The 20,091-nt window shown below is 65.4% G+C and carries 17 protein-coding genes and 1 pseudogene; 8 read left to right on the top strand and 10 right to left on the bottom strand.

The genetic code is table 11. The annotated features are described in order from the left end of the window. The first annotated feature begins 48 nt into the window (after positions 1-48). A complete protein-coding gene (locus BN4346_RS45685) occupies positions 49-849 on the top strand; it encodes a crotonase/enoyl-CoA hydratase family protein (protein ID WP_067976880.1) in 801 nt (266 codons plus the stop codon). A gap of 8 nt (positions 850-857) precedes the next feature. Here the strand turns inward: BN4346_RS45685 and BN4346_RS45680 are convergent, their stop codons facing one another. Beyond that, complete coding sequence (locus BN4346_RS45680) at positions 858-2,120, bottom strand: HNH endonuclease signature motif containing protein (RefSeq protein ID WP_067976879.1); 1,263 nt, start codon at positions 2,118-2,120, stop codon at positions 858-860. A 129-nt stretch (positions 2,121-2,249) separates the two neighbouring features. Here BN4346_RS45680 and BN4346_RS45675 point away from each other — a divergent pair, with 129 nt between their 5' ends. Next, complete coding sequence (locus BN4346_RS45675) at positions 2,250-3,638, top strand: ATP-binding protein (RefSeq protein ID WP_067976878.1); 1,389 nt, start codon at positions 2,250-2,252, stop codon at positions 3,636-3,638. A 68-nt stretch (positions 3,639-3,706) separates the two neighbouring features. Here the strand turns inward: BN4346_RS45675 and BN4346_RS45670 are convergent, their stop codons facing one another. Further along, on the bottom strand, positions 3,707-4,129 hold the full coding sequence (locus BN4346_RS45670) for a type II toxin-antitoxin system VapC family toxin (protein WP_067976877.1): 423 nt from the start codon (positions 4,127-4,129) through the stop codon (positions 3,707-3,709). A gap of 3 nt (positions 4,130-4,132) precedes the next feature. Further along, positions 4,133-4,396 (bottom strand): type II toxin-antitoxin system VapB family antitoxin, encoded by a 264-nt coding sequence (locus tag BN4346_RS45665; protein ID WP_067976975.1) that lies wholly within the window; start codon positions 4,394-4,396, stop codon positions 4,133-4,135. A 278-nt stretch (positions 4,397-4,674) separates the two neighbouring features. Between BN4346_RS45665 and BN4346_RS45660 the strand changes: the two genes are divergently transcribed. Both BN4346_RS45660 and BN4346_RS45655 read left to right on the top strand, forming a co-directional pair. Further along, positions 4,675-6,708, top strand: coding sequence for a toprim domain-containing protein (locus tag BN4346_RS45660; RefSeq protein ID WP_067976876.1), 2,034 nt, complete (start codon positions 4,675-4,677; stop codon positions 6,706-6,708). A 9-nt stretch (positions 6,709-6,717) separates the two neighbouring features. After that, on the top strand, positions 6,718-8,856 hold the full coding sequence (locus BN4346_RS45655) for a DNA gyrase subunit A (protein WP_067976875.1): 2,139 nt from the start codon (positions 6,718-6,720) through the stop codon (positions 8,854-8,856). Between the two features lie 29 nt (positions 8,857-8,885). Here BN4346_RS45655 and BN4346_RS45650 read toward each other — a convergent pair whose 3' ends face one another. Then, positions 8,886-9,824, bottom strand: a complete 939-nt coding sequence (locus BN4346_RS45650; RefSeq protein ID WP_067976874.1) for an alpha/beta fold hydrolase — start codon at positions 9,822-9,824, stop codon at positions 8,886-8,888. Between the two features lie 97 nt (positions 9,825-9,921). Between BN4346_RS45650 and BN4346_RS45645 the strand changes: the two genes are divergently transcribed. Both BN4346_RS45645 and BN4346_RS45640 read left to right on the top strand, forming a co-directional pair. Continuing rightward, positions 9,922-10,179, top strand: a complete 258-nt coding sequence (locus BN4346_RS45645; RefSeq protein WP_067976873.1) for a hypothetical protein — start codon at positions 9,922-9,924, stop codon at positions 10,177-10,179. Further along, on the top strand, positions 10,176-10,568 hold the full coding sequence (locus tag BN4346_RS45640; RefSeq protein WP_067976872.1) for a type II toxin-antitoxin system VapC family toxin: 393 nt from the start codon (positions 10,176-10,178) through the stop codon (positions 10,566-10,568). Before BN4346_RS45645 ends, BN4346_RS45640 begins: the two co-directional genes overlap by 4 nt. A gap of 66 nt (positions 10,569-10,634) precedes the next feature. On the opposite strand, the gene BN4346_RS45635 is transcribed toward BN4346_RS45640, so the two are convergent. Continuing rightward, the gene (locus BN4346_RS45635) at positions 10,635-11,237 is read right to left on the bottom strand and encodes a hypothetical protein (RefSeq protein WP_067976871.1); all 603 of its coding nucleotides are present in this window, start codon (positions 11,235-11,237) and stop codon (positions 10,635-10,637) included. A gap of 106 nt (positions 11,238-11,343) precedes the next feature. On the opposite strand from BN4346_RS45635, the gene BN4346_RS45630 reads away from it, so the two are divergent. Continuing rightward, on the top strand, positions 11,344-11,712 hold the full coding sequence (locus tag BN4346_RS45630; RefSeq protein ID WP_067976974.1) for a hypothetical protein: 369 nt from the start codon (positions 11,344-11,346) through the stop codon (positions 11,710-11,712). A gap of 524 nt (positions 11,713-12,236) precedes the next feature. Here the strand turns inward: BN4346_RS45630 and BN4346_RS45625 are convergent. Beyond that, a complete protein-coding gene (locus tag BN4346_RS45625) occupies positions 12,237-12,866 on the bottom strand; it encodes a hypothetical protein (RefSeq protein ID WP_067976870.1) in 630 nt (209 codons plus the stop codon). Between the two features lie 441 nt (positions 12,867-13,307). On the opposite strand from BN4346_RS45625, the gene BN4346_RS45620 reads away from it, so the two are divergent. Continuing rightward, a protein-coding gene (locus tag BN4346_RS45620; RefSeq protein WP_096867750.1) for an IS3 family transposase occupies positions 13,308-14,536 on the top strand; the annotation gives its coding sequence in 2 pieces (ribosomal slippage) (positions 13,308-13,620 and positions 13,620-14,536; 1,230 coding nt in all). A 252-nt stretch (positions 14,537-14,788) separates the two neighbouring features. On the opposite strand, the gene BN4346_RS45615 is transcribed toward BN4346_RS45620, so the two are convergent. From BN4346_RS45615 to rplI, 4 genes and pseudogenes are all read right to left on the bottom strand, one after another. Then, positions 14,789-16,720, bottom strand: a complete 1,932-nt coding sequence (locus BN4346_RS45615) for an SIR2 family protein (protein ID WP_067976868.1) — start codon at positions 16,718-16,720, stop codon at positions 14,789-14,791. 131 nt (positions 16,721-16,851) lie between these two features. After that, a pseudogene (locus BN4346_RS45610) lies at positions 16,852-17,697 on the bottom strand (type ISP restriction/modification enzyme); the annotation flags it as partial. A gap of 35 nt (positions 17,698-17,732) precedes the next feature. Beyond that, positions 17,733-19,109: a replicative DNA helicase gene (gene dnaB / locus BN4346_RS45605; protein WP_067976866.1), complete on the bottom strand. Its 1,377-nt coding sequence runs from the start codon at positions 19,107-19,109 to the stop codon at positions 17,733-17,735. 495 nt (positions 19,110-19,604) lie between these two features. Next, positions 19,605-20,063, bottom strand: coding sequence for a 50S ribosomal protein L9 (gene rplI, locus BN4346_RS45600; RefSeq protein ID WP_067976865.1), 459 nt, complete (start codon positions 20,061-20,063; stop codon positions 19,605-19,607). Positions 20,064-20,091 lie beyond the last annotated feature (28 nt).

Genomic DNA, 20,091 nt, shown 5'->3' with positions numbered 1-20,091 from the left:
CCGGATAAGGCTTGTCCGCCGCATGTTAGTTAGTTCTATTCTGTTGCGATGGAACAGGAACGCATCGGTGTTGAGGTCATCGACGGCATCGCCTATGTGACGCTGGACCGAGCCGACAAGATGAACAGCCTTGACCTGCCGATGCTGCAAGCACTGGCGTCAGTCCCCGATCAGCTGGCCCGTGACCGTTCGATACGCGTGGTGATCCTGCGCGGCGACGGCCGGGCGTTCTGCACCGGGCTGGACTTCGCCGGAGCGAAGCTGTCCGGGCTGGCCGGCGTGCGCAACTTCGGCAAGTTGCCCTGGCAGAAGACCAACCTGTTTCAGCAGGCCTGCTGGGCCTGGCGCGAGCTGCCGGTTCCGGTGATCGCTGCGCTGCACGGCCATTGCTACGGCGGAGGCCTGCAGTTGGCGTTGGCTGCCGACTTCCGGATCACGACGCCGGACTGCAAGCTGTCGATCATGGAGGCCAAGTGGGGCCTGATCCCAGACATGACCGGAGCCGTCACGTTGCGCGAGCTGCTTCCCCTGGATGTGGCCAAACGCCTGACGATGACGGCAGAAGTGTTCTCGGGTACCGACGCCCTCGGGTACGGACTGGTGACCTCGGTTGCCGACGATCCCGTTGCCGCCGCGCGGGATCTGGCGGCACAGCTCGCCGAGCGGTCACCAGATGCGTTGGCGGCGACCAAGAAACTGTTCCACTCGACGTGGACGTCATCTCCCCGCCGGACGTTCTGGATCGAATCGGTGTTGCAGCTTCGGCTGCTGAGGGGTCGCAATCACCGCTTGGCACGAGCGGCGGGTCGTGACGGCGGAGCCGTCTGGGAGCCGCGGTCGTTCGGCTGAGCAGCCGGTCAGTTGGTGTTTGGTGGTGCCTGGGGTTGGAACGGTTGGTACCACCACCATTGGGCGCGTTCGCCGGTCGGTCCTGTACAGGGCCGCACCGTCGGTGCGGGTTTCTGTGGTGGGCGGGCCAGCGATCCGGGCTGCAGGGGTTGGCCAGAGGGGTCGCTGACGACGAGGTGGGTGGCGTCGCCGGTGATGGTGATGCCACCACGGTGGTGCAGGCGGTGGTGAAACGGGCAGACCAGCACCAGGTTGGACAACTCGGTGGCCCCGCCGTGTTCCCAGTGCCGGATGTGGTGGGCATGCAGGCCACGCGTAGCGCCGCAGCCGGGCACCACACAGGCATGGTCGCGGTGCTCCAGGGCGCGGCGCAGCCGCCGGTTGATGATGCGGGTCGAACGCCCCGCGCCGATCACCTGCCCGTCGCGTTCGAACCAGACCTCGCAGGTGGCATCACAGGTCAGGTACTGCCGCTCGGCCTCGGACAACACCGGCCCCAGGTGCAGGGCACCGCGGCGCTGGTCGACATCGAGGTGGACCACCACGGTGGTGTGCTGCCCGTGCGGGCGACGTGCTACCTCAGCGTCCCAGCCGGTCTGCACGAGCCGCAGGAACGCATCGAGCTGGGTCGGCAGCGGAGGATGCTGATCGGTGGGAGCATCGCTGGTGTCGCGGTCGTGTTTCCAGTCGGCGATCAACGCATCCTGATGGGACTGCAGCGCCGACTCGAATACCGCGGATTCGGCGTGCGGCAGCGTGATACGCCAGAAGTCGAACTCGGCGTCACTGGTTTTGGTGATCGACGGCCGATACCCGGGCCGCGGGCCGGGCTCCGGGCGTGGTTCCAGTTTGATCGCGGTCCGCAGCTGGGTGACGGTGGCGACCTGCACCAACTGTGCGTAGTGCTCGTCGGAGCCGTCGGCGGCGCGTTGGGCGATCACCCCGACCTGATCCAGGGAGACGCGGCCCTCCCGCAGCCCTTGGGTGCAGCGGGGAAACTCCTCGCTGCGGCGTGCGACCGCGGTGATGGTTTCGGCGTTGGCCGGTGACACCCCGGTCTTCCAGGCCACCAACGCCGGAATCGACCGCGCCCCGGTGGCCCCCCACAATCCGTCGCGCTCGATCTCGGCGACGATCTCCACGATGCGGCCATCAATCGCATTGCGCTGGCCCGTCAACTCCGCCAACTCGGCGAACAACACGTCCAACCGCTGCGCAGGACCTCTTGTGGTGCCGGCTTCGGCACTCACAGGCGTCGCGATCGAGGACATGACCCCAGCATCGCAGGGGGGTCTGACAATGCGAACGCAAGTCGTCCGCGTCGGACGTAAACCCGTTGACGTCCCATCACAACGGTGAGATCCTGTCCAACTGCCCTTTTGCCGGACGAGCCCGAAACGATGAACCTCACCGACGACGAACTGACCGATCTGACCGCCGAATTGACCGGCGGCGATGTTGCGCACCGCCGACCGATCGCCGACGTCGGCGCGTGGCTGGATGACCTCGATCACGACGTGCGTCCGGCGTTGCGTGCGCTCGGCGAGTTGCTGATCGGCGTCACCGACCGCGTCCGGGCAGAGACCGCCGACAGGTTCACCGCCCGCTGCCTCGGCGTGGCCGACCGCGCGTCCCTGCTCAACGAGGAACGTCAGCTCGACCCGGTGTCGCGGCTGACCACCGCCGTGGCGCTGGCGGAATGGATCGACGAACACGGCCCGGCCTGCGAGATCGGTCCCGGGCAGTACGCCCAACCGCCCCAGTGGACCCAGACCGACATCGGCGGCCGGCGCTACCGCCACCCCCTATGTCTGCGGGCGTATTTCCCGGCCGGCACGCTGCTCGATGACACCGGTTGCGTGATCTCCATCGAGACCCGCGAATCCATGGTGCATTCGGCGGAGGTGAGCGCCTACGTCATACCGCAGGCCCAGACCTGTGCGCGTGCGGTGCTGGACCGGCTTGCCGAGCGCGCAACACAACTCAACCCGTATCGGGGCCGTGCGGTGCGCGCCACCTACATCCACGGGCTGAGCCTGGACGTGATCGACCTGCCCGCGACGCTGACCCGCGAGAACGTCGTCGTCCCCGCCCCGGTGTGGGCGGAGGTCGACCTGGGTGTGACCGCGGTGCGGGACCGCCACGAAGTCCTCAACGCGCACGGACTCGGTGCGCGGCGCGGGGTGCTGCTGTGCGGTCCGCCCGGTACCGGCAAGTCGGCGGTGAGCGCGGTCGTGGCGCGCGAAGTCGTTGGGGATCTCACCGTGATCTACGTCGAGGCCCGGGCGGGGGCAGCATTGCTGACCGCCGTCGTCGAGGAAGCGCAGCGGCTCGGTGGCCCCGTGCTGCTGGTGCTCGAAGACGTCGACTTGTGGTGCAGGGACCGTTCGACCGGTGGCGGCGGGCTCTCGGAGTTGTTGCAGGCCATGGACATTGCGCCCGAGGCCCGGATTCTGACTCTGGCGTCGACCAATGATGTTGCGACGCTGGACAAGGCGGCGATTCGCACCGGGCGCTTCGACGCGATCGTCGAGGTCGGCTATCCGACGCGTGCCGATGCCCTGCGCATCCTTGCGGCGCTGGTCGTCGACATCCCCGGTGGCGAGGACCTCGACATGGCAGCGGTGGTGGCCGCGCTGCCGCACAACACCAGCGGCAGCGACATCCGAGAAGTTGTTCGCCGCGCGGTGCTTGCCGCGACAGACGGCGCCGTCAGCACGGCGGGGCTGCTGGCCGAGGTGAGCAGCCGGCGTTACCTCGCCGAAGTGCCCGGCGGGATGTATCTGTGATGGGTGGCTTGCTCGGTGAAGGTGTAGTCAGGTTTGAGTGAATCGGCCCGTCATCGGACAGCTTGCCGTCACGGGATCGGCGTGGGCCAATAGCCGATGATGCCCTCGCCGAACTCGAGGTCGGTCTGAGGAAAGTCGTTGCCGACGGCCAGCAGCGGCTCGTGAGCCAGCTGGGCGGCTGCGTAGCTCATGCAGTCGCCGAAGTTGAGGCCGGCGGGGTGGCGACCACGACCGAAGCGGACGTAGGCACGTTGGGCAGCGTATGCGTGGTCGGCGGTGTAATCGGTTACAGCCAGGTTGATCTCACTGCGCAGGCGGTCGAAGATCGTGCGCGCTACGGTGCCCTGCCGGGCGGTGAGGACGATCAGGGTCTCGGTGAGTGTGGCTGCCCCGATGGCGGGGGCGCGGGCGGCGGCGAGGGCGGCGGCGACCTGTTCGGCTTCGGGCTCCTGCTGGATCAGGGCGATGAGTGCCGAGGTGTCGACGATCACGGGTCAGACCCCGGTTTCGGGGTGGTAGCCCAGGATCTGCTCGCGCTCTGCTTTGGTGATCGGCGCCCGGTCGGGCAGCAGCGGCCAGATTTCCGTGCGCATCACCGCGAGTAGCTCGTTGGCGCGGTCGATGCTGCGGGCCTCCAGCAGCGCGAGCTGAGCGCGGAGTGCATCGCGAATCGCCTGGGTCTTGTTGTGGTGGCCCATGCGCGTGGCGAGCTCGTCAGCAAGCCGGTCTACCTCGGGGTCCTTGATGTTCAAGGCCATACGGTAGATGGTACCCATCTATTGACTTCTGGTATATCAGTCTTTTTGGACCGGTTACCGGAGGTCCACACGGGCGTCGTGACAGTGGCTACCTTCGATGCTGTGACGGTGGCGCGATCGCGCATCGCCCGGGCTCAGCGGCGACCTGGCCACCGTGACCGGCCGGGCACTGCACCTGTACGGCAACTGAGGCGAGAGCCTCGCCACAAACGCCGCGCCGGATGCACCGAAGTGTCGGATCGGACGCCTACCATTCCTGCGGCAGGAAAGGAACAGCAGTGAGCTACAACGCCGCAGACATCACCGAACTCGATGACGTTCAGCACACCCGGCTGCGGCCCGCGGTGAACCTGGGCCTGGACGTGCTGAACACGGCCCTGCGTGAGCTGGTGGACAACGCGGTGGAAGAGGTGGCCGATCCCGACCACGGCGGGTCCACCGTCACCATCAGCCTGCACGCCGACGGATCGGTCAGTGTCGCCGACGACGGCCGCGGCCTGCCCGTCGACTCCGACCCGGTCACCGGCAAGAACGGCATCGTCAAGACACTGGGTACGGCGCGGGCCGGCGGCAAGTTCTCCGCACACGCCGACGCCACCAGCACCGGCGCGGGACTCAACGGGATCGGCGCCGCCGCAGCGGTGTTCATCTCCGCACGGACCGACGTGACGGTGCGCCGCGCCGGAAAGACGTATCTGCAGAGTTTCGGCCGCGGCTACCCCGGCGTGTTCGACGGCAAAGACTTCGACCCGGACGCCCCGTTCACCCGCGCCGACACCCAGAAGCTCCGCGGCACCGGCAACCGTAAACCCGATGCGCACGGCACCACGGTGCGCATCCTGTTCGACTCCTCGGTGGTGCCCGATGCAGGCGTGGATATCGGTGAAGTGCTGCTGCGGGCCCACGCCGCAGCGCGGATGTCCCCCGGGGTGCACCTGATCGTCGTCGACGACGGCTGGCCCGGCGGCGATGTCCCGCCGGCATTACTTGAGCCGTTTGACGGTCCCTGGGGCACCGATGCCCTGCTGGACCTGATGTGCACCGCGGCAGGCACTCCCTCACCCGAGGTGCGCGCCGTAGTCGAGGGCCGCGGCGAATACACCACCGGCCGCGGCCCGACCCCATTCCGCTGGTCGTTGACCGCCGGCCCGGCCGAGCCGGCCACCGTGGCCGCCTTCTGCAACACCGTGCGCACACCGGGCGGTGGATCCCATCTGACAGCCGCGGTCCGGGGATTCTCCGAAGCCCTGGCCGATCGCGCCTCCCGAATCCGCGATCTGGGTCTGGCCAAAGGTGAAGAAGGCCCGGAGCCACAGGATTTCGCCGCCGTCACCGCGTTGGCGGTGGACACCCGCGCTCCCGATGTGGGGTGGGACTCCCAGGCCAAGACCGCGGTGTCGTCGCGGTCACTGAACCTGGCCATGGTTCCGGATGTGGCCCGCAGCGTCACCATCTGGGCGGCCAACCCGGCCAACAATGACGCGGTATCACTCTGGACGAAACTGGCGCTGGAGGCCGCCCGAGCCCGGCGCAGCGCCGAGGGCGCCAAGGCCCGCTCCCGTGCGGCATCGAAAGCCAAAGGGCTGGGCACGAATCTGTCCCTGCCGCCCAAGTTGCTGCCCAGCCGGGAGTCGGGCCGCGGGTCGGGCGCCGAATTGTTCCTGTGTGAGGGCGATTCCGCGCTGGGCACCATCAAGGCGGCGCGTGACGCGACATTCCAGGCGGCCTTCCCGCTGAAAGGCAAGCCTCCCAACGTCTACGGCTTCGCCGTGAGCAAGGCGCGGGCCAAAGACGAGTTCGACTCGATCGAACGCATCCTGGGCTGCGGGGTGCGCGATCACTGCGACCCCGAGCAGTGCCGCTATGACCGGATCCTGTTCGCCTCCGACGCCGACCCTGACGGCGGCAACATCAACTCCAGCCTGATTTCGATGTTCCTGGACTTCTACCGTCCGCTCGTGGAAGCCGGAATGGTGTACGTGACGTTGCCGCCGCTGTTCGTCGTCAAGGACGGCGTCCAGCGGATCTACTGTCAGGACGAGTCCGAGCGTGACGCCGCGGTGGCCGAGATGCGCGCCTCCTCCAAACGCAAAGTGGAGGTGCAGCGCAACAAGGGCCTGGGCGAAATGGATGCCGACGACTTCTGGAACACCGTACTGGATCCGCAGCGACGCACCGTGATTCGCGTGCATCTCGATGACGGCGAGCACAACCTGCACCACATCTTGTTCGGCGGGCCGCCCGAGGGCCGGCGCGCGTGGATGGCCGACGTCGCCGCCCGTGTCGACACCGCTGCGCTGGACCTGGACTAGGAGAATCACGTGACCGCCACCCTGGACGTTCCCGAACAGAATCCCGACCTGGTCCTCGACCAGAGCGCCGATGACTACTGGAACCATTTCCAGCTGACCTTCGCGCTCTACAGCGTCAGCGATCGCGCCATCCCGTCGGCGTATGACGGACTCAAGCCCGGCCAGCGGCGGCTGCTCTACCAGATGCACGACTCGAAGCTGCTGCCCGGCAACAAACCCCAGAAGTCCTCGAAGGTCTGCTCGGCGGTCACCGGGAACCTGCACCCGCACGGCGGCGCGTCGATGTACGGGGCCGCGGCGCTGCTGGCCGCGGAGTTCCAGCGCGTGAAAGTCATTGACGGCCAAGGCGCATTCCCCCGAATCCAGGGCGACATCCCCGCCGCCGACCGCTACACCGAGATGCGGCTGTCCGCCCCGGGTGCGGCGCTGACCGCCGAACTCGACGATCACGCCGTGCCGATGGTGGCGACGTTCGACGGCGAATGGACGGAGCCGACGATGCTGCCGGCCCAGTGGCCGGTGCTGCTGTGCAACGGCGCCGTCGGCATCGCCGAGGGATGGGCCACCAAGGTGCCCGCGCACAATCCCCGCGAGATCATGGCCGCCTGCCGGGCACTGCTGGCCCGGCCGAACATGACCGACGACCGGTTGGTGAAACTCATTCCCGGCCCGGATTGGGGATGCGGGTCTACGGTGGTCGGCACGGCCGGGCTACGCGAGTACATCACGACCGGTAGGGGCGCGTTCACGGTTCGCGGTACCGTGTCCGTCGACGGGAAGAACGTCGTCGTCACCGAACTGCCGCCCGGTGTCGCCAGTTCGACTGTGCAGGACCGTATCCGGGCGCTGGTCGAATCTGGTGAGCTGGCCGGGGTGGCCGACATGTCGGATCTGACCGACCGGCGCAACGGGCTGCGGATCGTCGTCACCGCCAAACGCGGCCACAGTGCCGAGCAGATCCGCGACCAACTGCTGGCCCTGACCCCGCTGGAATCGACCTTCGCCGCCAGCCTGGTCGCCCTGGACGAGAACCGGGTGCCGCGCTGGTGGTCGGTTCGCGAACTGATCTCCGCCTTCCTGCAGTTGCGCGATTCGGTGGTGCTGCACCGCAGCGAGTACCGACTGGAAAAGGTCACCGCCCGTAGGCATCTGGTGGCCGGCCTGATGACCATCCATCTCGATATCGACGCCACGGTGGCGGTGATCCGAGGTTCGGACACCGTCGACGACGCCCGCCGCGGTCTGCAGGAGCGCTTCAAGATCGACGAGGAGCAGGCCAATTACGTCCTGGGACTTCAGCTTCGCCGGTTGACCAAGCTGGACGTGATCGAACTGCGGGCGGAGGCGGAGAAGCTGGATGCCGAGTTCGCCGAGCTGACCGAGCTGGTGTCCAGTGCCGATGCGCGACGGGCGGTGATCGACAAGGAGCTGGCGGAGACCGCGAAACTGTTCAAGGGCCCCGAGTTCGACCGTCGTACCGTGCTGGACGCCGAGGCGACTCCGGTGACTGCGGGCGCCGACGAAAACGGGCCCCGCGAGCGCAAGGTCAACACCTCCTGGCGTCTGGATGACCGGGGCGTGTTCTCCGACAGCCACGGCGAACTGCTCAGCTCGGGCCTGGGTTGGGCGGTGTGGACCGATGGCCGGGTCAAGTTCACCACCGGTGGTGGGCTGCCCTACAAGATCCGCGACATTCCGGTGGCACCGGATATCACCGGCCTGCTGCGCTCGGGGGTGCTGGCCGAGGGACACCACCTGGCGCTGGTGACCCGGCGCGGCAAGATCCTGCGGATCGACCCCGCTGCGGTGAATCCGCAGGGCGCTGCGGGCAACGGCGTGGCCGGGGTGAAGCTGGCGGCCGAGGACGACGAGGTGATCGCCGCGCTTCCGGTTACGTGCGCTAACGGGGAAGCCATCCTGTCGATCGCCGAGAAGAGCTGGAAGGTGACCGAAGTCGCCGACATTCCGGTCAAGGGCCGCGGCGGTGCGGGCGTCGGGTTCCACCCGTTCGTCAAGGGCGAGGACGCCCTGCTCGCGGCGTCGATTTCGGCAACCGGGTACGTGCGGGGCAGCAGGTCGGTGCGGGCCGAGAACCGCGCCAAGGCGTCGATCAAGGGTGCCGGCGCAGACGTGACCCCTGCGGGATAGGGGCACGGGCGGGGTGGCCTCGGGCTGATTCAGGCCGGTGCGGGCCCGATGAATTCGACGCCCGCGCGAATCGCGGCGCGGTGCCTCAAGATTCGGAAGTGTGCCAGCCGGCCGAGTCCCGACGTCGTCATCAAGCGGGCGCCTGGCCATGATGCGACGACCTTTTCGCTGGTCGCATACGGAGTGTCCGGGTCATCGGGGTCGTGGATGAGCAGCAGCGGCGGATAGTCGGTGCGCTCGGCGATTCGGACCATGTTGGTGTCCTCCAACGGCATGCCGATGCGGCGTTCCAGGCGTCGGTGCAGTCCGGCGCGTATCCGCCGGCCGAAGTTGTGGCGGGCGGCGAAGAGATCCAGGTAGCTCGAGAACTCCCCCATTGGCGCGAGAAACACCAACCGCCCGACCGTCGCGCCCCACGAGGCCGCGAACGCGGTCGCGTTGGCCCCGAGGGAATGGGCGACGACCGCGCGGGCAGGGCCATGTGTCGCGATCATGGCCGCCACCGCTTCGGCGCACTCGATGGCGGTGGTGCGACCGGGTGCCAGTGCGCCCGGATCGGACTCGTTATGGCTGGGCAGGTCGAAAGCGATCACCCGATGCCCGGATTCGACGAGAGGTTTGATGAACATGCCGAGGTGCGGGCGGCGCCCACCCCAGCCGTGCACGAGATAGACCGGCGGCCCCTCTCCCCAGGCCTCACCGACGATCCGATGCCCGTTCCAGTGCGCTTCCAGCGGCCGGCCAGGCGGCACGCCGGGCGGCATACGCAGGCTGGACTCGATGACCGGTGGGGTGCACCACAATTCAGTCGCCCACCGCGACCCGATCGCGGGCGCAACCCGCTCAAGCAGCCAGAACATCCGACGCACCCGGGTGGAAACCGGCGGTTGGACGCCGGAGCCCTCCACATCGAGAACGATTGGGCTTGGCGAGTCGGCGACGTCAGAACTGGGGCGATCCCGTCGCACAGGTGGGGGGTTCGGTGACTCTGGCACATATCGAGGTTAGCGACGAGGCGGACCCAGCCCCGTGGCGTGTTATGAGTAGTCGAATTATACTCATCCCATGAGTAAGCGCCTCCAGGTGATCGTCGACGACGCCGAATACGACGCGCTCGTGGCGCAGGCCGCCCGGCGAGGCGAATCGGTGTCGGCATGGGTGCGCCGCAAACTGCGCGCCGATCCCGAGGAGAGCTCGGATCTCCGGCTCGCCCGCAAGCTCGCGGCGATACGGGCGGCGGCCCGATTCGACGGGCCCACCGGCGACATCGATGAGCTTCTTGCCGACAACGACCCGCGCTACCCCACGGAACTGCCCGAATGACCGTCTTCATCGACGCGAATGTGCCGATGTATCTGTTGGGTGCCGAGCACCCCAACAAGTCCCGAGTCCGGGTGCTCCTCGACGAGCTGACCATCGCCGACGAGCGCTTCGCCACCAACACTGAGGTGTACCAGGAGGTGCTACACCGCTACACCCGGTTGGCGCGGCCAGATCTGGTCGACGCGGGGTTCACCCTCCTCGACGAGCTGGCCGATGAGCTGTGTGCCGTCGATCGGTCGGTGCTCGACCGGGCGCGCCAATTGGTCCGCGAGGGCGCGGGAGCTCGCGGTGCCGTTCACGCTGCGACGATGCAGGCCAACGGCATCGACCGGATTCTGTCGTTCGACCGTGGCTTCGACCGGTTAGCCGGCCTCCAGCGGATCCACTGAGCAACTGCTACCCGTGGGCCCCCGGGCCACAAACTCACGGCTTCGTCGGCGGCCCGCCTCGGCGTCCTACGTCGGGCCGGGGTCCTCGCCTAGAGCCCTGAGTTCGGCGTGGACGGAACCGATCGCAGCCTGATACTGCTCCTCGCTGAGGGCATTTCGGTAGTAGCGGCTCATCCGCAACTGATACTGCTGATCTCGCAGTTGCCGGATGCGATCGAGTCGCGCCGTGCCTTCGGGGGTGAACATCAATTGCTCGACGCCGATGTGGCCGGCTATCACCTCCTCGATCGGCGAGAGTCGATAGCCGCAGCCGGCGAGGAATTCGAAATAGGCGCTGCGGTACGGTGATCCGCCGGCCCGCCAGCTGCTCCGGGAGGAGTTCCACTCGAACGCGGCGATCACCATCGCCAAAGTCACCACAGCAGGGCGCTCGCCGGTATCGGCCATTGCCTGGATGTCTTCGTATGTCGTCGTCTCGGTTCCCAACAGTTGTGCGGCGACGTCCATGCTGGCCCGGCAGTGCAGGTCGGTGAGAAAGTGAAAGTTACGAGCGATGAACACGTCGGCCCCTGGGGGCGGCGCGACTTGCGACAGGATGTTGCTGCGAACCCAGTGACGCCGCGAGTCGGTGACTGCACGGGCGCGACGATCCAACTCATTGACCAGCACCCAATCGGTGTCGGCTTCTTCGGCGGCTTCGGATTTCAGCTGGGTTGGCGGAAGCCTGCGCTTCGGCGTGAGGCGGCGTAAGGCTGCGGAGTCTAGCGTAGGCGAAATGGGTTTGTTCAGTCATGAGGAGTTCCGGGATCCGGCCGACGGCGTTGGTGGCAGCGATCGTGGTGGGGTTGTCGAGCGAGCTCGGCGTGCCGAGGTGGGCGAGTACGGGGTGGATGAACCAGTGGTGGTGGGTCCGGGGTTGCCACCCGAGGACGGTTCGTGCGGTCCGTTCGCTGTTCAGTTTCACGTGTCTACGTCAATGTTGTTCGGGCTGAAACGTATTGCGGATATGCGCGGGGTGAGCGTGCCGGAGGTATGTCGGCAAGTGATCGGTGTGTTTATCGCCCAGCAGGAGGGTGAGTTGGGTGCGTTGCTTGCTGCAGAGTCCGAGGCGGCTGATTACCGGCCGAGTTTGGGTCAGGCGTAGGCGCGTCCGCCGCAGGGGCGCCACCTGGACCAGCTGATTGCTCCGAGTAATCCTGGCGCTCAAACTCTGCAAATCAGGTAGCCACCCGCGCCATTCTGGCCATTGACGCTCTTGCCCGAAGATCAGCCGGCAATCGGAAATGCATCAATGTCTATTGCAAACCCTCGAAGCGGCGCGCTAAGAACATGTCGATAGGTCCGACAGTGTCTCACCGCCACTTCACATCTGAAATCCCCTGGAAGTCACCCGTGAGATTGTGAAGCCCGGCGCGAGACCGTAGAAACTCTGTCGAGATGCAGCGAAGATGAACCAAGACACGCCTGCCCACTCGAACAAAACTTCGGCGTGTCGCTGAGGCTGTTCATGTTCGTTGCAAAATTGCTGGTCAGCAGCATCTTGGCGCGTGGCTTCGGCCCCTCACCTACCCCAGTAGTTAGGAGCCGTCAGCACCAGCTTCAGCGGATACGCGAGTCCGGTTACGCCTGGCTTCTTGAACAATCGCGGGCGTGTCGCGATATCCCGATCTACTGATCGGGATCCACACGTGCTCTACTGACGCCGCGCCCAACGGCTTTCACTGGCTCGTGGTATCCCCAGTTCGCAGAAGTCCAGCTGTAGAAGATCGCGGTAATCGCGCCGATACCACTCAACATCCCAGGAGTCCAATACGACATCCACACTGAGCTATCCGGCCAGTAGAAGAAATTCACCAAGAACCCGACCAGGCCAGTCACGAAGAATCCCATCGAAAGGTCGGACCGGATTGCTCGCTCATCGCTCGGTTGCGCAGTCAACAGAAGCCTGCACCGTTTTCGTAAAAGCCAGATCAATCCCAACGACGCCGCGCAGAATATAGCGTACGGAGCCCACAATATCGTTTCTGCCGACTTTCGTATCCATTCACCATCAGAGTCGATGTCGTTGGAAGTATAAGCCGCATACACGTGCGACAGATGCTGCCTCAATTCGTCATCGACATTGAGGTTCCAGACGATCAGCCCTACAAGCGTTCCCCGCAAGGCGGTGATCGCGTACTTGACTCGACGCAGTGCGTCGATTTCGACGCTGCGCCACTGCAACCGGGACGCCGGGACGTCCTCCACCTCCTGGCCGCGGAGATCAAGTTCGCTCGGCCGGGCTATGTCTTCAGGCACCTCATGAACAATCTCGACGACGGAGTACGTTACGGGCGAGCCCGGAAACCTCAAATAGGCGGTTCCCGGCGTCCCGATTCCCCGAACCAACCAGACCCGTTCTGCACCATCGGGAAGGTCTGAATACGATGGGTAGACCCACACCGGGCTCGTGAAATAGTGCCTGACTCCCCGTTTGCCCGTTATGCGCCGCTTACCAAGACGCCACCAGTCCTTAAACCATTCCACAAGCCACTAGGCCAATTCACTGTTCCGCTCTTGGTGCTCTCCATGTATCCCAACTGTTGCGACGCCGCATCTGAACAAACCTCGGAAACCTGATCCACGCCGTTACCTCCTTCTTGCGACGACACTGGCAAGCGTGAGTATGGGACTTGACCCCGTGTGTTGGACACGCTCAATCCCAGGAATGTCCTGGGGGAAGCGAGATGATCCAACCCGATGGCAAGGAAAAATTACCCCGATGAGTTCAAGCGTGACGCGGTCGCGCTGTACCGGGATACCGAGGGTGCGACGATTACGCAGATCGCTGCCGAGCTCGGTGTCAGCGAAGCCACGCTCTCAGCGTGGTGCAAGTCGGCCGGCGTGGCGATTCGGCACCGCCGCGGCAGCGTAGAGACCGAGCTTGCGCCAGGGGCCGAGAGCCCGGAGCAGGAACTGGTGCGGCTGCGCGCCGAGAACAAGACGCTGCGCGCCACCGAGGCTCGGCTATCCACCGAGCGGGACATTCTACGGTCGGCAGCCAAATATTTCGCCGGGGAGACGAACTGGTGAGCCGCTTCCAGTTCGTCGCCGACCTCCTACACGCCTTCGAGGTGAAGTGGCTCTGCGCGGTCGTGGAGGTCGCGCGTTCATCGTTCTACGCCTGGCTCGCCGGCGCCGATTCCCGCGCCGCGAAGGCCGCCGCTGATGAGGCGCTGGCCGCCCGTATCCGGGTGGTGCACGGCGAGGACAACACCTACGGGGCGCCGCGGATCACCGCCGAGCTCAACGATGGTGCGCCCGACGGTGAGCGGGTCAACCACAAGCGGGTCGCTCGAGTGATGCGCGGCGCCGGGATCGTCGGTTATCGGCGCCGGCGGCGGGTCAAGACCACCGCGGCGGATCCGGCCAGCCAGAAAGTCCCTGATCTGCTGAAGCGGGATTTCACCGCCGCGCAGATCAACACCCGTTATGTCGGCGACATCACCTACCTGCCACTGGCCACCGGCGGCAACCTGTACCTGGCCACGGTGATCGACTGCTGCTCGCGGCGGGTAGCGGGGTGGGCGATCGCCTATCACATGCGCACCGAACTGGTCACCGACGCCCTCAACGCCGCTGCCGCGCTACGCGGCACGTTGGCCGGTGCCGTGTTCCACTCGGACCACGGAAGACAGTACACCTCAAGGGATTTCGTGTCCCTCTGCCGCGAGTATGGGGTCATCCCGTCGATGGGAGCGGTGGGAACGAGCGCCGACAACGCCCTGGCCGAATCGTTCAACGCCGCCCTCAAACGCGAGATCCTGCAGGACCGTGCCTGCTGGCCGGACGCGGCGACCTGCCGCCGGGAGGTCTTCCGATGGCTAGCCCGCTACAACACCAAACGACGGCACTCCCACTGCCGTCAATCCAGCCCTGCCACCTACGAAAGGACCCTGACACCGGCTACGCTGCCCGAAGCTGCTTAACCACAAATCCCGTGTCCACTACATGGGGGCAAGGCCCTATTGTCCACCGGGTACTGACACCAGTCACGCTGGGAAAAGAGCACTTTGGAGCGGACCCTCTGCCCCACCTGTCCTCGCCGATTCGCCTTGCCGGCGTGCGATAGGCACTCACCCGCCGCTATCAGAGACTCCTGACCGAGGTGTCAGGCATGTGTTACACGGTCACCGACAGTTCCCTGCTGGTTCGATAGTCGCGGGTCGCGGGGTAACAGGTCACGCCAGTTGCGAGGTGTCGAGCCAGAGTTGCTCTCGGTGCCATGCGTCAGGTTCCGCTTCCGCTGCTTTGCCCACTGCGTGACTGACGGCGCGTACAGCCATCTCAACACTCGCAGCGTCGCGGCCGAACGCACGCACCAGGGGATGGAGGTCGCCCTCGCGCGCAATCTCTGAGGCGAGTCGCTCAGCGGCTGGACTGCCCCAGTATTGGCCGACGCTGGGGACGTGACTTTTCTCGACCGCTAGCAGATGCAACTTGTAAGCGCGGCAGCGCCGCCGCTGAGCGAGGTTGGCGATAATCTTGTACTTCTCCACGGCGGGTGACCCGACGGCGGAGGCGGAGCCGACACTGGACAGTGCACTGTGCTGGTGCTCAGCCGACGAACATTCGGCGACGGCAGCAGCGACTTCGCTGCCATGCTCGGCGACGAAAAGGTAAGCCAGCCGCACAACTTCGAAGAGTTGCCAGGCTTCTTCAATGGCCGCCGCGCTGATCCCCAATGCCTCGACCAGCGTCGGGGCGACCGCGCCGTAGTGGTTGACACCCTGTACTGGTGCTGCGACCCACTGCTGGTTCGGTGCCAGAACCGCCGATAGCGAAATGGCACCGGTCTGGCTGCCGATCGGTTCTCCGTCGAGTACGAACAAGCCGCGCACGCGTCCGTAATTCCTAGCAGCGACGGCAGCCACACCAGCGGAGTAGAACAGCACCGATGCAGCGGCCAGCGGCAGGTTGATGAGTCGGACCTCCCCTGCCGCCCGATCCGGGCGGGACAGCCGCTGTAGATCATCGATCCACCAGCGGTCGGTTTCCGTCCCACCCCAGTAAGCCAGCACCGCGACGGCCGCGGCCGGCACGCGGGCAGCTTCAAAGATCCGATCACGGCGCTGCTCGAAAGTCACTGTGGCATCCCGGTCGTCAGAGAGGTTGAGGTCCGGGAGCTGGTGGAGTCGGGAAAACTCCTGTGCGAGCATATCGTGGACACTGATGGCCGGTTCCTGTTGGGAGAGTTGCCGCTTGATGCGACTGGCGGCTACTGCCACCGTCAATGGGTGACGACTCTGTTTTTCTCGGATGGCAATGACCTGGTCCGCAAGGCGTTGGAAGGCCTCGTCCGCGGTCGCGGTGAAAACGGTTGCAGCGGTGGCGTCGGCTAGTTCGCGGGCCGCTTCGTTGAGCTGAAAAAGCTCGACCCAGCCGGTAGTGAAACGCCGGGTGCAGCATGCCTTCACCGCATCACGGAGCGCTGCGTCGTGCTGCACAGACCAGCCGGCCACAAGGAGCCCGTACTCCGCGATGACCTGGCGAATCAAGCGGTCCATGTGCGGAGGGTATCCGTCGAGTTCGGCACCGGTATTGCGCATCGACGTGGGTTGGCGGTAATCGCCGTGCAGGTGAATGACACACACGTTCAGCAGTCGAAGCGGGCCAAGCCCCTCTGCGTCTGCTTCGGTAGCTACGACCGTCGGCTCGATACCGAGTTCACGTAGAGCCTGTTCGAAGAGTCGGTCAAAGTTCATCGTCACGATGACCCGGACGACCCCCTCTTTAACGAGCTGAGCGACCGCGCGGTGCGCACGAGACGGCTCGGTTCGGTTATCGGGAGAGTCTTCATCGTCGGACGGTTCGAAATACCGGTGCAGCAGCGCCTTTCTCTCGTGGGGCCGCTGCGCGAGGTGCTCCAGCAGATCGCTGTAAGTCAGCGGCTTGCCGAACCTGTCGCGGTACCACTGCTCAGCGTTGTCGTCGCTGATCTCCGTGGGGTCTTCAACCTGGCGAGCGATCTTGGTAACCAGGTCGACCTCGATCTCCCACGCCGATGGCAGGCCGGCGCCCTTGGAAACCCCCGCCCCGGCCAACACCGCGTACGCATCGGGGCTGGAAGCTAGCGAAAAGGCAAGAGGCAAGTACAGATCGTCGGTCGTCATGACAGCAGATTACGGACGCGGGCCGACAGGACGTAACAGCCCTGAAGGGCGCCTTCGTGACGCCCACGAGATGTCGCCAGATCACAGCTGAATCAGCCAGATTGGCACCGATACCGGCATTCCTCGGTCAGCTAGAGGCTGTCCACGATCTTCATCGTCTCAATGCTGACGGTGGTGATCCGCTTGATCAGATCGACGATGTAGGTCGGGTCGTCGTGCTCATCGCACCAGTCGTTGGGGTCGTTGACGATGCCAGACGCCTTGTCGGTCTTCACCTGGTACCGGTCGATGATCCAGGCCAACGCCGAACGCGAGCCGAGCATGTACCGTTCGGCTTCCTCCGGGATGCCGGCGATGGTGACCTTGCCGTTGTAGATGATGGCGGTCTGGTCGGTTTTCGAGCGCCACTTCATCTTGTCGACCCGCCACGTCTCGCGGCTCGACGGATCGGCGCCGGGCTTGAGTTGCACCTCAAGTGGATACGGCTGGACGGTCTCGTAGTTGACGTGCAGCTCGGCCAGCTTGCAGCCGGCACCGGACAGCTGATCGAACCGCTCGCGGGTCTCCGGCATCGGGATGTGCGGCAGCATCTTCTTCAGGTCCGCGGCGTACGCCGCCCGATAGGCCGGATCATGCAGCAGTCCATAGACGTAGTAGAAGATGGCGTTCTTGGTCACCTGGTCACCGACCGCCTCGCGGTACAGTTTGAGGATGCCGTCGGTGATGTTGTCGACGCGGCGGTAGCCGTACTCGTCGGTCTCGCCGCTGCTGGTGTCAAGTGCCAGTTCACCGTCGGCGGACTCGGCCATCTCGTAGGTCCAACGGGGGAAGAACTGGCCGTTCTGTCCAGCGCCGAGCATCTGAACGTCCGGGAGGCCGTCGGTCGCCAGCAGCGAATAGTCAGCTGTTCCTCCGACGCCGATCGCATAGAAGCCGATGTTGTTGTGGTGCAGTGTCGGGAAAATCCACGGCAGCTGTGACCGCTCGTGGTTAAGGAAGCGCCGCCGCCCCGTCAGTGCGCCATGTTCGTAAACCGCGACAGGTGCAGCTGATGCGCCACGGTCACCGTCTTCGTCGGCCCGTTACGGTGCTTGGCCAGAATCAGGTCCGCCTCGCCGCCACGCGGGTCGTCACGCTCGAATGCGTCGGGGCGGTGCAAAAGTATAACCATGTCCGCATCTTGCTCCAAACTTCCACTTTCACGGAGATCTGCCAGCATCGGCTTCTTGTCGGTGCGCTGCTCGGGACCACGGTTGAGCTGGCTCAGCGCGATCACCGGCACCTCGAGCTCCTTGGCCAGTAGCTTGAGGTTCCGGGAGAATTCCGACACCTCCTGCTGGCGCGACTCGACCTTCTTGCCGGAAGTCATCAGCTGCATGTAGTCGACCGCCACCAGTCGCAGGTCGGCCTTCTGTTTGAGCCGGCGGGCTTTGGCGCGGATCTCCATCATGGTCAGGTTCGGCGAATCGTCGATGTAGAGCGGCGCCTCGCTGATCTCGCTCATCCGCCGCGCCAGCCGGGTCCAGTCGTCGTCCGTCATCCGTCCCGAGCGCATGTCGCCGAGTTTGATCTTGGCTTCAGCGGAGAGCAATCGCATGACGATTTCGGACTTGCTCATTTCCAGCGAAAAGATGACGCTGGCCATCCGGTTCTTGATCGAGCACGACCGCATAAAGTCAAGTGCCAGTGTGGATTTCCCCATACCGGGCCGCGCCGCAATGATGATCATCTGTCCCGGGTGCAGCCCGTTGGTCACCTCGTCCAGATCGGTGAAGCCGGTCGGCACACCGCGCGCGATACCGCCGTGCGAGGCGATCGCGTCGATCTCGTCCATGGTGGGCTGCAGCAGGTCTTCCAGCGGAACGAAGTCCTCGGAGCTCCGGCGCTCGGCCACCTCGTAGATCTCGGCCTGGGCGCGGTCGACGATCTCGGCCACATCGGCACCCTCGGCGCCGGCGTAGCCGTACTGCACCACCCGGGTGCCGGCCTCCACCAGCCGACGCAGGATCGCCTTCTCCGAGACGATGGTGGCGTAGTAGCCGGCGTTGGCCGCGGTGGGCACCGTGGAGATCAGCGTGTGCAGGTAGGGGGCACCGCCCACCCGGCGCAGCAGGCCACGGCGGTCGAGCTCGGCGGCCACGGTGACCGCGTCGGCCGGCTCCCCGCGCCCGTAGAGGTCCAGAATCGAGTCGTAGATGTTCTGGTGCACCGGGCGGTAGAAGTCACCGGGCCGCAGCCGCTCCAGCACGTCGGCAATGGCGTCCTTGCTCAGTAGCATGCCCCCGAGCACCGACTGCTCTGCGACGAGATCCTGGGGCGGTTGGCGGCCGACGTCTTCGCGTGGTGGCTCCTCCAGCTCAGAGTGCCCACGGTCGTCGACTACCGCCATGCGCCCCTCCTCCTCCACTGGCACGATCGAATGTCTATTCGGCGTTAATGGCCCGAACATATCCGGTGGCTATGACATCTCTGGCCACCCCCGTTGTGCCGTGCCGCGTTGACGCTAGGCGTTGCTGGCGGCCGTACCAAACGAGCTTGTTCACAAAGGTGTGGATTAAGTGTGCACACCGGTCCCCCATTTGTTTGGGACGGTGGGGAAGACTTGTGGATTGTTCTTCTAATCGGTGCTATCCCCGCAGTTGAGGACGGTACCGAGGGGTGTTTTGATTGTGGAAGACAATCTCTTCGGCGTGTCGTCATAGGTTGCCGCCTTGGGCGTGTTGCTTTGCGGACAGGTAGACGCGATTCCACATCAAGGTAAACGGCTCACCTTTGTAGACCGGCCTAAAAGTTAGCCAGCGCTAACCCGGCTGATCTCATTCCGAACACAGCAAAGCCCCGGCAGCGCCGATCAGGGCGCTGCCGGGGCTGCTGAGATACGTGCTTAGTTTGCCGCGGCGACGTCGAGGGTGACGTCGACGTTCACCTCGGGGTGCAGGTGCACCGACACCGGGTGGCTACCGACGGCCTTGATGTGGGCCTTGGGCAGCCGGACGATCCGCCGGTCCAGGTTCGGCCCGCCGGCCTTCTTGATGGCGGCGACCACGTCAGCGGCGGTCACCGAGCCGAACAGCTTGCCCGAGTTGCCGGAGGTCTTCACCGGCAACGTGACGGTGCCCAGCGCCTGCAGAGCTCCCTTGAGCTCCTTGGCGTGGTCCAGGTCGCGCACCTGCTTGGTCTCGCGGGCCCGACGGATGTCGTCGGCCTGCTTCTGCGCGCCACGCGTGGCGACGATGGCCAGCCCCCGCGGGAGCAGGTAGTTGCGGCCGTATCCGTCCTTGACCTCGACGGTGTCTCCGGCCGCTCCGAGGTGGTCCACCTCAGCGGTCAAAATGAGCTTCATCGTTTCGTACTTTCTCGGATTAAGGGGT

Origin of the sequence: Mycolicibacter icosiumassiliensis (assembly GCF_900078685.2) — a bacterium.
Taxonomy (GTDB): domain Bacteria; phylum Actinomycetota; class Actinomycetes; order Mycobacteriales; family Mycobacteriaceae; genus Mycobacterium; species Mycobacterium icosiumassiliensis.
This window is presented reverse-complemented; position numbering and strand designations above follow the sequence as displayed.

Coding starts and splice junctions, on each gene's coding strand:
- BN4346_RS45685 (WP_067976880.1), top strand. CDS start 49: ATGGAACAGGAACGCATCGGTGTTGAGGTCATCGACGGCATCGCCTAT.
- BN4346_RS45680 (WP_067976879.1), bottom strand. CDS start 2,120: ATGTCCTCGATCGCGACGCCTGTGAGTGCCGAAGCCGGCACCACAAGA.
- BN4346_RS45675 (WP_067976878.1), top strand. CDS start 2,250: ATGAACCTCACCGACGACGAACTGACCGATCTGACCGCCGAATTGACC.
- BN4346_RS45665 (WP_067976975.1), bottom strand. CDS start 4,396: ATGGCCTTGAACATCAAGGACCCCGAGGTAGACCGGCTTGCTGACGAG.
- BN4346_RS45645 (WP_067976873.1), top strand. CDS start 9,922: ATGAGTAAGCGCCTCCAGGTGATCGTCGACGACGCCGAATACGACGCG.
- BN4346_RS45640 (WP_067976872.1), top strand. CDS start 10,176: ATGACCGTCTTCATCGACGCGAATGTGCCGATGTATCTGTTGGGTGCC.
- BN4346_RS45630 (WP_067976974.1), top strand. CDS start 11,344: ATGGGTTTGTTCAGTCATGAGGAGTTCCGGGATCCGGCCGACGGCGTT.
- BN4346_RS45615 (WP_067976868.1), bottom strand. CDS start 16,720: ATGACGACCGACGATCTGTACTTGCCTCTTGCCTTTTCGCTAGCTTCC.
- dnaB (WP_067976866.1), bottom strand. CDS start 19,109: ATGGCGGTAGTCGACGACCGTGGGCACTCTGAGCTGGAGGAGCCACCA.
- rplI (WP_067976865.1), bottom strand. CDS start 20,063: ATGAAGCTCATTTTGACCGCTGAGGTGGACCACCTCGGAGCGGCCGGA.